Genomic DNA, 13,153 nt, shown 5'->3' with positions numbered 1-13,153 from the left:
AGACTGCGTTTTCACACAGTCTGCTGAGGGTCGCCGTTTTTTTATGCCTTGCGCCAATTCAGAATCAGCAACGTCAGCACCCCCGCCACAATCCCCCAGAACGCCGAACCGATGGAAAACAACGTCAAGCCTGACGCCGTGACCATAAAGGTGATCAGCGCCGCTTCCCGTTCTTTCGGCTCATTCATGGCAATACTCAGGCCGTTGATGATTGAGCCAAACAGCGCCAGGGCTGCAATCGACAGTACCAATTCCTTTGGCAGCGCTGCGAACAGTGCCGCCAACGTGGCGCCGAATACCCCGGCAATCCCGTAGAACACCCCGCACCACACCGCTGCGGTGTAGCGCTTGTTGCGGTCTTCATGGGCATGGGGCCCGGTGCAGATCGCCGCGCTGATGGCCGCCAGGTTGATACCGTGGGAGCCGAACGGTGCCAGCACCAGCGAGGCCAGGCCGGTGGTGGTGATCAGCGGCGACGCCGGCACGTTGTAGCCGTCGGCCCGCAGCACGGCAACGCCGGGCATGTTCTGCGAGGTCATGGCCACCACGAACAATGGAATGCCGATGCTGATGGTCGCCGCCAGTGAGAAGTGCGGCGTGGTCCACACCGGGGTCGCCACTTCCAGGTGGAAGCCGCTGAAATCCAACAACCCCATCAACCCAGACAGCGCGGTGCCAATCAGCAACGCGGCGAGCACGGCATAACGCGGGGACAGACGCTTGATGACCAGATAGGTGAAAAACATCCCCAGCACCAGTCCGGTACGATGCTGCGCGGCGACAAAAATCTCGCTGCCGATCTTGAACAGGATTCCCGCCAGCAGTGCCGCCGCCAGCGACGCCGGGATCCGCTTGACCAGCTTTTCAAAGCTGCCGGTCAACCCGCAAATCGTTACCAGCACCGCGCAGGTGATGTAGGCGCCAATGGCCTCGCCATAACTCACGCCGCCTAAACTTGTGATCAACAGCGCCGCGCCGGGTGTGGACCAGGCGATGGTGATAGGCGTGCGATAGCGCAACGACAGGCCGATGCTGCACACCGCCATGCCGATGGAAATCGCCCAGATCCACGAGGAAATCTGCGCCGTGGTCAAGCCGGCGGCCTGGCCGGCCTGGAACATCAGCACCAGGGAACTGGTGTAGCCGGTCATCATGGCGATAAAGCCGGCGACGACGGCCGACGCGGAAGTATCGGCCAGCGGGCGCAAGGGCGCTTGGGTGGCATCGGTCATGGAGCGATGATCCTTGTGTCAGGCTTCCTGTAGGAGCGAGCTTGCTCGCGAAAAACGTCAACGATAACGCGGGCTACCTGAATAACCGTGGCGCTCTCAGGTTTTTCGCGAGCAAGCTCGCTCCTACAAAGAGGGCGTGGGAAATCGTGGAATCAAGCCTAAACTCAAACGTAACGAGTCATTGCAATACAGCCGGGGCCGCAAACAGCCGTACAGTGTGTTGGCGCATCGGGTTGTGTACAATGTGCACTGTTTTTAGGTGATACTTGCCAGCGAACCTTTGTTGCCGTATTACCGTTATTTCGCCGCCGTTCTCCCTACCCGAGTGCCCATGAACGAACAGTTGCAACCTCTCAAGAAACAACCGCGAGCCGGCAAGGCCGGTCGCAGCGGAACCCAGGACGATATCGTCTACGCGCATATTTTCGAGGCGATCCTCGAACAACGCCTGGCGCCCGGAACCAAATTGAGTGAAGAGGCACTGGGCGAGATCTTCGGCGTGAGCCGCACCATCATCCGCCGTGCGCTGTCGCGCCTGGCCCATGAAGGCGTGGTGCTGCTGCGGCCCAATCGCGGCGCGGTGGTTGCCAGCCCAAGCGTGGAAGAAGCGCGCCAGGTATTCATGGCCCGGCGCCTGGTGGAGCGGGCGATCACTGAATTGGCGGTGCAGCACGCCACAGCCGAGCAGTTGGCCGAGTTGCGCCAGATGGTCAACGACGAGCGCGACAGCTTTTCCCGTGGCGATCGCGGTGCGGGTATCCGCCTTTCGGGCGAATTCCACCTGAAACTGGCCGAGGCAGCAAAGAACGCGCCGCTGATCAGCTTCCAACGCAGCCTGGTGTCCCAGACCTCATTGATCATCGCCCAGTACGAAAGTGGCAACCGCTCGCACTGCTCCTACGATGAACACACCCAGTTGATCGACGCGATCGAAGCCCGCGATGCGGTGCTGGCGGTGAACCTGATGATGCATCACATGGACCACATCGACAGCAAGCTCAACCTCGATGAGGAAAGCGCGTCGGATGACCTGCATGCGGTGTTCTCGCACCTTTTACAGACCAAGAAGCCAGGGCGCCCGTCGGTAAAACTCTAATCTCCCTGATTCACTCGGAAAATGGAGGGCTTGCTCGATAGCAGAGTGACAGTAGCAGATAGGCTGACTGACACACCGCTATCGGGAGCAAGCCCCTCCCACATTGGTTTTGTGCTGTGGCTGGAATCAGCGTTGATGCACCAACTGCCCAGCCGCATAGGTCTGCAACACCGCTCGATCATCCCCCAGTGTCATCAGCACAAACAACGTCTCGGCAATATTATTGGCCTGCTTCAAGCGATAGCTGAGCAGCGGCGTGGCGTTGTAGTCCAGCACCAAAAAGTCCGCATCCGTGCCCGGCTGCAACGTGCCGATCTTGTCTTCCAGGCGCAACGCCCGCGCACCACCCAGTGTCGCCAGGTACAGCGACTTGAACGGGCTTAACCGTGCGCCCTGCAACTGCATGACCTTGTAGGCTTCATTCAGGGTTTGCAGGAGCGAAAAGCTGGTACCGCCACCCACATCGGTGCCCAGGCCTACGTTGAGTTTGTGTTTTTCCGCCATCGGCAGGTTGAACAAACCACTGCCGAGAAAGAGGTTCGACGTCGGGCAGAATGCGACCGCCGAGCCGGCCTCTGCCAAGCGTGCGCACTCGTCATCACACAGGTGCACGCCGTGGGCAAATACCGAGCGCTCGCCCAGCAGTTTGTAGTGGTCGTACACATCCAGGTAGCCGCTGCGCTCCGGGAACAGTTCCTTCACCCACTCGACTTCCTGCTTGTTCTCGCTGATGTGGGTCTGCATGTACAGGTCCGGGTATTCCCCCAGCAGTTTCCCGGCCAGCGTCAATTGTTCCGGCGTGCTGGTCGGGGCGAAGCGAGGCGTCACCGCATAGTGCAAGCGGCCCTTGCCGTGCCAGCGTTCGATCAGCGCCTTGCTTTCCTGGTAGCCGGATTCAGGCGTATCAGTCAGATAGTCCGGCGCGTTGCGGTCCATCATCACCTTGCCGGCGATCATGCGCAGGTCGAGTTTTTCGGCGGCTTCAAAGAATGCGTTCACCGACTGGGGGTGCACGCTGCCGAATACCAACGCAGTGGTGGTGCCGTTGCGCAGCAGTTCCTTGATGAAGATATCCGCGACTTCTTCGGCGTGGGCCTTGTCGGCGAACTGGCTTTCACACGGGAAGGTGTAGGTGTTGAGCCAATCCAGCAGTTGCTCGCCATAGGCACCGACCATGCCGGTCTGCGGCAGGTGGATATGGGTGTCGATCAGGCCGGGGGTGATCAGCGCGTCCTGGTAGTGGGTGATGTCGATATCGGCAGGCAAGCTCGGCAGCAGATCGCTGGCGTGACCGAGCGCGCTGATCTGGCCATTGTCGATCACCAGCAGGCCATCTTCGAAATACTCGTAGGAGGCTTCGATGCCAACCACGGCAGGGTCGTCGATGCTGTGCAGGATGGCGGCACGGTAGGCTTTGCGAGTCAAAGGCATGGTTATCTCAACTTAGATAGCTTGGCTGCGGCGCGAAGCCGGCAGCAATTTGGCAATGGGTTCGGCGCCGGCAGTGTGCTGGCCGAAATTGGCGTTATAGGTGGCGATGATTTCGCCGGCGATGGAAATGGCGATCTCCACCGGCAACTTGCCCTTCACCTCGGTGAGGCCCATAGGGCAGCGCATGCGTTGCAGCTGCGCGGTGTCGAAGCCGCGGTCACGCAGGCGGTGTTCGAATTTCACGCGCTTGGTCTTCGAGCCGATCAGGCCGAAGTAGGCGAAGTCATTGCGCTTGAGCAGGGCGGCAGTCAGTTCCAGGTCCAGCGAGTGATTGTGGGTCATGACGATGCAGTAACTACCCGCTGGCAGGTCGGCAATTTCATCGATCGGCTCTTCGCTGACGATTTTACGCACGCCTTGGGGGATATTCTCTGGGAATTCCTGATCGCGGGAGTCGATCCAGCGCACCCGGCACGGCAGGTTCGCCAGTAACGGCACCAGCGCACGACCGACGTGGCCGGCACCGAATACCGCAATCTGCGCCTGCACCTGGCCCATGGGTTCGAACAGCAGCACGGTCACGCCACCACAGCACTGGCCGAGGCTGGCACCGAGGCTGAAGCGCTCCAGATGGGTGTTCTGCTGGCCGCGGGCGAGCATGTCGCGGGCGAGCTGCATCGCCTTGTATTCCAGGTGCCCACCGCCGATGGTGTCGAAGGTATGGGCGGCGCTGATGACCATCTTGGAGCCGGCATTACGCGGCGTGGAGCCGAGCTCTTCGATGATGGTCACCAGGACGCAAGGTTCGCCCTGGTCTTGCAAGGTGGCGAGGGCGCTGATCCAGTTGTTCATGTTCACCTCAACATTACTGTTGTCAGTTCGGTCGTCATCGGGAGCAAGCCCCCTCCCACATTTGCTCTGTGAATACCTTCAAATGTGGGAGGGGGCTTGCTCCCGATGGCAGCGCCGCGGTCTAGAGCGAAGCCATCTCAGTTTCAGCCTCAATGGCCTTCACCGCCTGAACCTGCCGCATCTGCTCACACCCCCACAACACCCGCTCCGGCGTCGCCGGCGCATCGATCTTCGGCTGCTGGCGATAGTCAGCCAAACTCGCCACCGCATCCTTGATCGCGCACCACGAAGCAATCCCGAGCATGAACGGCGGCTCACCCACGGCCTTGGAGTGGAACACCGTGTCTTCCGGGTTCTTGCGGTTTTCCACCAGCTTGACCCGCAGGTCCAGCGGCATGTCCGCTACGGCGGGGATCTTGTAGCTGGCCGGGCCGTTGGTCATCAGCTTGCCCTTGTCGTTCCACACCAGCTCTTCCATGGTCAGCCAGCCCATGCCCTGGATAAAGCCGCCTTCGACCTGGCCGATGTCGATAGCCGGGTTAAGCGAGGCGCCCACGTCGTGGAGGATGTCGGTGCGCAGCATCTTGTATTCGCCGGTCAGGGTGTCGACGATCACTTCACAACAGGCGGCGCCGAAGGCGTAGTAGTAGAACGGCCGGCCCCGCGCCTGACTGCGGTCGTAGAAGATTTTCGGGGTCTTGTAGAAGCCGGTGCTCGACAGCGAGACCTGGGCGAAATACGCCTGCTGGATCAACGCTTCGAACGTCAGGATCTGCTCGCGTATGCGCACATGGCCGTTGCGGAACTCCACGTCCGCTTCGCTGACGTCGTACTTGCGCGCGGCAAATTCCACCAGGCGCTGCTTGATGGTCTCAGCGGCATTCTGCGCCGCCTTGCCGTTAAGGTCCGCACCGCTGGAAGCGGCAGTGGGCGAGGTGTTGGGCACCTTGTCGGTGTTGGTGGCAGTGATCTGTACGCGATCGATGTCCACCTGGAACACTTCAGCCACCACCTGGGCGACCTTGGTGTTCAAGCCCTGGCCCATCTCGGTGCCGCCGTGGTTCAAGTGGATGCTGCCGTCGGTGTAGATATGGATCAACGCACCGGCCTGGTTGAGGAAGCTGGCGGTAAAGGAAATGCCGAATTTCACCGGGGTCAGCGCCAGGCCCTTTTTCAGGATCGGGCTGTGGGCGTTGTACAGGCGAATCGCGTCGCGGCGCTCGGCATACTGGCTGCTGGCTTCAAGCTCGGCGGTCATCTCTTCGAGCATATTGTGTTCGACGGTCTGGTAGTAATGGGTGACGTTGCGCTCGGTCTTGCCGTAGTAATTGGCCTTGCGCACCACCAACGGATCAAGGGCCAGATGGCGAGCGATGGCGTCCATCACTTCCTCGATGGCGACCATGCCCTGGGGACCGCCGAAGCCGCGGTAGGCGGTGTTGGACGCGGTGTTGGTCTTGCAGCGATGGCCATTGACCGTGGCATCGCCCAGGTAATACGAGTTGTCGGCGTGGAACATGGCGCGGTCGACAATCGAATTGGACAGGTCCGGCGAGCAGCCGCAGTTACCCGCCAGTTCCAGGTTGATGCCGTGCAGGCGACCGCTGTCGTCGAAGCCCACGTCGTATTCGATATAGAAGGGGTGGCGCTTGCCGGTCATCAGCATGTCTTCGACCCGCGGCAGGCGCATCTTGGTCGGCTGACCAGTGAGGCGCGCCACCACCGCGCACAGGCATGCGGGGCTGGCGGCCTGGGTTTCCTTGCCGCCAAAACCGCCGCCCATGCGGCGCATGTCGACCACGATCTTGTTCATCGACACGTCGAGTACTTCGGCTACCAGCTTCTGCACTTCGGTGGGGTTTTGCGTGGAGCAGTAGACGATCATGCCGCCGTCTTCGGTGGGCATGACCGAGGAGATCTGGGTTTCCAGATAGAAGTGTTCCTGGCCGCCGATGTGCAGGGTGCCCTGGATACGGTGCTTGGCGCTCGCCAGCGCCGCGGCCGAGTCACCGCGCTGGTGGGTGTGGCTGTCGAGCACGAAATGCTTGTTGCGAAAGGCCTCGACTACATCCAGTACCGGCTCCAGATCTTCGTATTCGATCACGGCGGCCATCGCCGCCTTGCGGGCAGTCTCCAGGTCGCGGGCCGCCACGGCCAGCACCACCTGGCCTACGAACTGCACGGTGTCGATGGCCAGCAACGGGTCGCCGGGCATCAATGGGCCGATGTCTTTCAGGCCCGGTACGTCTTCATGGGTGATGACAATGCGCACGCCATCAAAGGCATAGCAGGGCGCAGTGTCGATGCTGAGGATGCGGGCGTGGGCACGGTCGGACAGGCGCGCATACAGGTGCAACTGGTTGGGAAATTCCAGGCGGTCATCGATGTACTGCGCTTCGCCGCTGACGTGTTTGGCGGCGCTGTCATGCTTGACGCTGCGGCCGACCCCGGAGGTCAAGTCCTGGGCAAACAGCTCGGCCAGTTCGGCCTGGGTCTTTACGACGGCGTGATGGTTAGACATAAGCGGTCACCCGAGTCTCGATGTGCGGCGTTTGCAGCTCGATGAAGTATTTGCGCAGCAGGTTCTGCGCGCTGAGCAGGCGGTATTCCTTGCTGGCGCGGAAGTCCGACAGTGGGGTGAAATCCTCGGCCAGGGCGGCGCAGGCTTTTTCCACGGTGGCGCTGTTCCAGGTAGCGCCCACCAACGCGGCTTCGCAGCTTTTTGCGCGTTTTGGCGTGGCGGCCATGCCGCCGAAGGCAACGCGGGCTTCGCTGATTACCCCATTGTCGATCTTCAAGTTGAACGCGGCGCAGACTGCGGAAATATCATCGTCCAGTCGCTTGGACACCTTATAGGCACGAAACAGCGCATGGCCCTTGGGTACGATGATCTTCTCGATGAACTCGCTGTCCTGGCGGGCGGTGACGCGGTAATCGATGAAATAGTCTTCCAGTGCCAGGGTGCGGCGGGTGTTGCCTTTGCACAGGACGATCTGCGCACCCAGGGCAATCAGCAGCGGTGGCGAATCACCAATCGGCGAGGCGTTGCCGATATTGCCGCCCAGGGTGCCCTGGTTGCGGATCTGCAGGGAGGCGAAGCGGTGCAACAGCTCGCCAAAGTCCGGGTAGTGGTGATGCAGCGCGGCGTAGCAATCGGAGAGGGCCGTGGCCGCGCCGATTTCCAGGCGGTCGTCGAAATCTTCGATGCGCTTCATTTCTTCAATGTTACCGACGTAGATCATCACCGGCAGGGTGCGATGGAACTGGGTGACTTCCAGCGCCAGGTCGGTGCCGCCGGCCAGCAGGCGGGCTTGGGGGTAGGCATCGTAGAGGTCAGCCAGGTCGGCGACGGTCAGCGGCACCAGGCAGCGTTTGTCGCCGCTGTTGAGTTCGCCGGTCTGGGTTGGTGCGATGCTTTTGAGACGTGCAATGGTGTCGGCCTGGCGACTGTCGAACTGGTCCTGGGGCTTGTTGCAGCAGGCTTGTTCGGCGGCGGCGAGGATCGGGCGATAACCGGTGCAGCGGCACAGGTTGCCGGCCAGGGCTTCATGGGCTTTCTGGCTGTCGGGGGCATCGCTGTTCTTTTGCAGGGCAAACAGCGACATGACGAAACCCGGGGTGCAAAAGCCGCACTGCGAGCCGTGGCACTCGACCATGGCCTGTTGCACGCTGTGCAGCTGGCCCTGGTGCTTGAGGTCTTCGACGCTGATCAGTTGCTTGCCGTGCAACGACGACACAAAGGTCAGGCAGGAATTGAGGCTGCGATAACGAATCTGCTCGGCACCCTGATCGTTGGTGTGCAATTCGCCGACCACCACGGTGCACGCACCGCAGTCGCCGCTGGCGCAGCCTTCCTTGGTACCGGGCTTGCCCACATGCTCACGCAGATAGTTGAGCACGGTCAGGTTGGGGTCCAGGGCGTGCTCACTACGGAGTTCCTGGTTGAGTAAAAACTGGATCACGGAAGGCCTCGCAGACTCATTATTGTTGTTAACCGCTTTGCGCCGAATCTAGTCATGTCTGACTTTTCGGTCAATGTTTTTCTGACTTAAGGGTCAAGAAAATGCGGTCGCAACACTTTCAATTATGGTTCAGTCTTCTGGAACCGGTGTTTTGGACGGCGTGCAGGCTTTGCACGTTGCTTATTTCATGCCAAATTCGCCACGGTGGGCGTAGCGCCATCAGCGGGTCAATGCGCTACACTGCCGCGCTTGTACCGATAGAAGATTTTGAAGGGAAAACATGACGTTCAAGGCGCCGGACAGTCTCGCCGAGCAAATTGCTCACCACCTCGCCGAACGTATCATTCGCGGCGATCTCAAGCCTGGGGAGCGGATCCAGGAACAGAAGGTCACGCTGGCGCTCAACGTCAGCCGTGGTTCCGTGCGTGAAGCCTTGCTGATCCTCGAACGTCGCCACCTGATCGCGATACTGCCGCGCCGTGGTGCCCATGTCACCGAGCTCACCGCGCACAAGGTGCAGAGCCTGTGTACGTTGATGGGCGAGATGTACATCCTGCTCGGTAACGCAGTAGCCGAAGGCTGGCAAACCCAGGCCGACATGGCGCCGTTCCTGCAGATCCAGCAACGGCTGAAAGCCAGTTTCGAGCGTGAAGATATCCGCGCCTTCGTCGAAGAAAGCTTCAATGTGATGCGCGCCGCCTACCCCTTCGCCAACAATCCGTATCTGCAGGAAACCGTCGAAAACCTGCAACCGGCGATGAACCGCGCTTATTACCTGGCCCTGGACCAACGCAAGGCGTCCATGAGCGAATACCTGGCGCTGTTCGAGCAATTGCTGGCTGCCGTACTGGCCCGTGATCTGGTGCAAATTCGCCTGGTGCTGTCGGCTTACTGCGAGCGCAGCAGCTCGCTGGTCATCGCTGCGCTGGCGGACGCCTAGACGTGCGGCTCAAGTGCATCAAGTTGGCGGGGTTCAAATCCTTCGTCGACCCCACTACGGTGAACTTCCCCAGCAACATGGCGGCAGTGGTGGGGCCCAATGGCTGCGGCAAGTCGAATATCATCGACGCCGTACGCTGGGTGATGGGCGAGAGCTCGGCAAAAAACCTGCGCGGCGAGTCGATGACCGACGTCATCTTCAATGGCTCCACCAGCCGCAAGCCGGTGAGCCAGGCCAGCATCGAGCTGGTGTTCGATAACTCCGACGGCACTCTGGTCGGTGAGTACGCGGCCTATGCGGAAATCTCGATCCGCCGCAAAGTCACCCGCGACAGCCAGAACAGCTACTTCCTCAACGGCACCAAGTGCCGTCGTCGCGACATCACCGACATCTTCCTCGGCACAGGCCTGGGCCCGCGCAGTTATTCGATCATCGAACAGGGCATGATCTCCAAGCTGATCGAAGCCAAGCCCGAAGACCTGCGCAATTTTATCGAAGAAGCGGCGGGTATCTCCAAGTACAAGGAGCGTCGTCGCGAGACCGAAAACCGCATCCGCCGCACCCATGAAAACCTCGCCCGCCTGACTGACCTGCGCGAAGAGCTGGAGCGCCAGTTGGAGCGCCTGCACCGCCAGGCCCAGGCCGCCGAAAAGTATCAGGAATACAAGGGCGAAGAGCGCCAGCTCAAGGCGCAACTCTCGGCCCTGCGCTGGCAGGCGCTGAATGACCAGGTGGGCCAGCGCGAAGCGATCATTGGCACCCAGGAAATCAGCTTCGAAGCGCTGGTGGCCGAGCAGCGCAACGCCGACGCCAGCATCGAGCGCCTGCGTGACGGCCACCATGAACTCTCCGAACGCTTCAATCTGGTGCAGGGCCGTTTCTATTCAGTGGGCGGCGATATCGCCCGGGTCGAGCAGAGCATCCAGCACGGCCAGCAGCGCCTGCGCCAGTTGCAGGATGACCTGAAGGAAGCCGAACGCGCGCGCCTGGAAACCGAATCGCACCTGGGCCATGACCGCACCTTGCTGCTGACCCTCGGCGAAGAGCTGGACATGCTCACCCCCGAGCAGGAAATCACCAACGCTGCCGCCGAAGAAGCCGCCGCCGCCCTGGAAGAAGCCGAAACCACCATGCACGGCTGGCAGGAGCAGTGGGACGCCTTCAACCTGAAATCGGCCGAGCCACGCCGCCAGGCCGAGGTGCAGCAGTCGCGCATCCAGCAGCTGGAAACCAGCATGGAACGCCTGGCCGAGCGCCAGCGCCGTCTGCAGGAAGAGCGCGTATTGCTCGCCGCCGACCCGGAAGACGCGGCGATCATGCAGTTAAGCGAGCAACTGGCCGAAAGCGAAATGACCCTCGAAGAGCTGGAGGCCAGCGAAGAACAGCAAGTGGAGCGCCTGGAGCAATTGCGTCAGCAATTGCACACGGCGACCCAGGCGCAGCAACAGGCCCAGGGGGATTTGCAGCGTCTCAATGGTCGCCTGGCATCCCTTGAAGCGCTCCAGCAAGCCGCGTTGGACCCTGGCACAGGCACGGCCGAATGGCTGCGCGACCAGCACTTGGCCGAGCGTCCGCGCCTGGCCGAAGGCTTGAAGGTAGAGGCCGGTTGGGAGCTGGCGGTGGAAACCGTTTTGGGCGCCGATTTGCAAGCCGTGCTGGTGGACGATTATGGCGGCTTTGACCTGGCCGGCTTTGCCCAGGGCGACTTGCGCCTGCTCAGCCCTGCGACCGATGGCGCGCGGGTGCCGGGCAGCCTGCTGGACAAGGTTGAGGCGGCGATCGACTTGTCGCCGTGGCTGGGCCAGGTCAAGCCGGTTGAGTCACTTGAGCAGGCCCTGGCCCAGCGCGGCCAGTTGACGGCCGGCGAAAGCCTGATCAGCCGCGACGGTTATTGGATCGGACGCCATTTCCTGCGGGTACGCCGGGCCAGTGAAGCCGAAAGCGGTGTATTGGCCCGAGGCCAGGAAATTGTCAATTTGACCGCCGAGCGTGAGGAGCGCGAAGCCACCCTCGAAAGCCTGGAAACCGAACTGCAAACCCTGCGCGCCACCCAGCGCCAGCAGGAGACCGGTCGCGAACACCTGCGCCGGCTGTTGCAGGACGAAGCGCGCCAGCAGGGCGAATTGAAAGCCCAACTGTCGGCGAGCAAGGCCAAGGTCGAACAACTGACCCTGCGCCGCACCCGCCTCGATGAAGAAGTGGCCGAAATGGGCGAGCAGCGCGCCCTGGAACACGAGCAGATCGGCGAAGCACGCCTGCAATTGCAGGAAGCCCTCGACAGCATGGCCCTGGACACCGAGCAGCGCGAGTTGCTGCTGGCCCAGCGCGACAGCCTGCGCGAGCGCCTCGACCGCGTACGCCAGGAAGCGCGCCAGCACAAGGATCACGCCCACCAGTTGGCAGTGCGCCTCGGCTCGTTGCGCGCCCAGCACGACTCCACGCGTCAGGCCCTCGAGCGCCTGGAGATGCAGTCCGAACGCCTGACCGAAAAGCGCGAGCAACTGAGCCTGAACCTGGAGGAGGGCGAGGCGCCACTGGAAGAGCTGCGCCTCAAGCTCGAAGAGTTGCTCGATAAGCGCATGACCGTCGACGAAGAACTCAAGACCGCGCAGATCGCTCTCGAAGATGCCGACCGCGAACTGCGCGATGCTGAAAAGCGCCGCACCATGGCCGAGCAGCAATCCCAGTTGATCCGCGGCCAGCTCGAACAACAGCGCATGGAATGGCAGGCCCTGACTGTGCGGCGCAAGACCTTGCAGGACCAGTTGCTTGAAGACGGCTATGACCTGCACGGCGTGCTCAACACCCTGACTGCCCAGGCCAACGAGAAAGACGCCGAAGAAGAACTTGAGCGGATTGCCGCACGCATCCAACGCCTGGGCGCGATCAACCTCGCGGCCATCGATGAGTACCAGCAGCAGTCCGAGCGCAAACGTTACCTGGATGCCCAGGACGCCGATCTGGTGGAAGCCCTGGACACCCTGGAAAACGTGATCCGCAAGATCGACAAGGAAACCCGCAACCGCTTCAAAGATACCTTTGATCAGATTAATGGCGGTTTACAGGCGTTATTCCCAAAAGTTTTCGGTGGTGGCAGCGCTTACTTGGAACTGACGGGCGAAGATCTACTCGATACAGGGGTAACGATCATGGCGCGGCCTCCGGGCAAGAAGAACAGCACCATCCATTTGTTGTCCGGCGGCGAAAAGGCGCTGACCGCATTGGCCCTGGTATTTGCCATCTTCAAGTTGAACCCGGCGCCGTTCTGCATGCTCGACGAAGTGGATGCGCCGCTGGATGACGCTAACGTGGGACGCTACGCTCGGTTGGTCAAAGAGATGTCCCAGACCGTGCAGTTCATCTATATCACCCACAACAAGATCGCCATGGAAATGGCCGATCAGTTGATGGGGGTCACGATGCACGAGCCGGGTTGTTCGCGATTGGTCGCGGTGGATGTGGAAGAAGCGATGGCGATGGTGGAATCCTGAACCACGCCAGGAGAGAGAATTTTCAGCACGATGTAGGGCGGTTTACCGGTCTGGCGAAAGTGGCAAATGGACATATTTGTTCAAGGCATTTTGACAGACGGTGTAAAGTTGTCTTTGGTCGTGCTAGTTTAATGTCAATTTTTCGTGTG

Annotated in this window: 8 protein-coding genes; 3 read left to right on the top strand and 5 right to left on the bottom strand. The window is 61.1% G+C overall.

Translation table 11 applies throughout. The annotated features are described in order from the left end of the window. Positions 1–41: 41 nt before the first annotated feature. Positions 42–1,232, bottom strand: coding sequence for a benzoate/H(+) symporter BenE family transporter (locus tag KVH01_RS24390; protein ID WP_043047064.1), 1,191 nt, complete (start codon positions 1,230–1,232; stop codon positions 42–44). Positions 1,233–1,563: 331 nt separating this feature from the next. On the opposite strand from KVH01_RS24390, the gene KVH01_RS24385 reads away from it, so the two are divergent. After that, positions 1,564–2,328 carry a GntR family transcriptional regulator gene (locus KVH01_RS24385; RefSeq protein WP_043047063.1) on the top strand — a complete coding sequence of 255 codons (765 nt, stop codon included), beginning with the start codon at positions 1,564–1,566 and terminating at the stop codon, positions 2,326–2,328. Positions 2,329–2,454: 126 nt separating this feature from the next. Here the strand turns inward: KVH01_RS24385 and guaD are convergent, their stop codons facing one another. The 4 genes from guaD to xdhA form a co-directional block, all read right to left on the bottom strand. Beyond that, a complete protein-coding gene (gene guaD / locus KVH01_RS24380) occupies positions 2,455–3,759 on the bottom strand; it encodes a guanine deaminase (protein WP_217883202.1) in 1,305 nt (434 codons plus the stop codon). Positions 3,760–3,771: 12 nt separating this feature from the next. After that, entirely contained in the window at positions 3,772–4,611 is an 840-nt protein-coding gene (gene xdhC, locus KVH01_RS24375; RefSeq protein WP_217883201.1) for a xanthine dehydrogenase accessory protein XdhC, read from the bottom strand. A gap of 121 nt (positions 4,612–4,732) precedes the next feature. Beyond that, complete coding sequence (gene xdhB, locus KVH01_RS24370) at positions 4,733–7,132, bottom strand: xanthine dehydrogenase molybdopterin binding subunit (protein WP_217883200.1); 2,400 nt, start codon at positions 7,130–7,132, stop codon at positions 4,733–4,735. Then, positions 7,125–8,573, bottom strand: coding sequence for a xanthine dehydrogenase small subunit (xdhA, locus tag KVH01_RS24365; RefSeq protein WP_217883199.1), 1,449 nt, complete (start codon positions 8,571–8,573; stop codon positions 7,125–7,127). The genes xdhB and xdhA overlap by 8 nt, the downstream gene beginning before the upstream one ends. 280 nt (positions 8,574–8,853) lie before the next feature. On the opposite strand from xdhA, the gene KVH01_RS24360 reads away from it, so the two are divergent. Both KVH01_RS24360 and smc read left to right on the top strand, forming a co-directional pair. Then, positions 8,854–9,513, top strand: coding sequence for a GntR family transcriptional regulator (locus tag KVH01_RS24360; RefSeq protein WP_217883198.1), 660 nt, complete (start codon positions 8,854–8,856; stop codon positions 9,511–9,513). 2 nt (positions 9,514–9,515) lie between these two features. Then, entirely contained in the window at positions 9,516–13,004 is a 3,489-nt protein-coding gene (gene smc, locus KVH01_RS24355; RefSeq protein WP_217883197.1) for a chromosome segregation protein SMC, read from the top strand. Positions 13,005–13,153: the final 149 nt, after the last annotated feature.

It is taken from the genome of Pseudomonas khavaziana, from assembly GCF_019145205.1.
Lineage (GTDB): Bacteria > Pseudomonadota > Gammaproteobacteria > Pseudomonadales > Pseudomonadaceae > Aquipseudomonas > Aquipseudomonas khavaziana.
The sequence above is the reverse complement of the archived record's forward strand: the minus strand, read 5'-3'. Positions and strand labels throughout refer to the sequence as shown.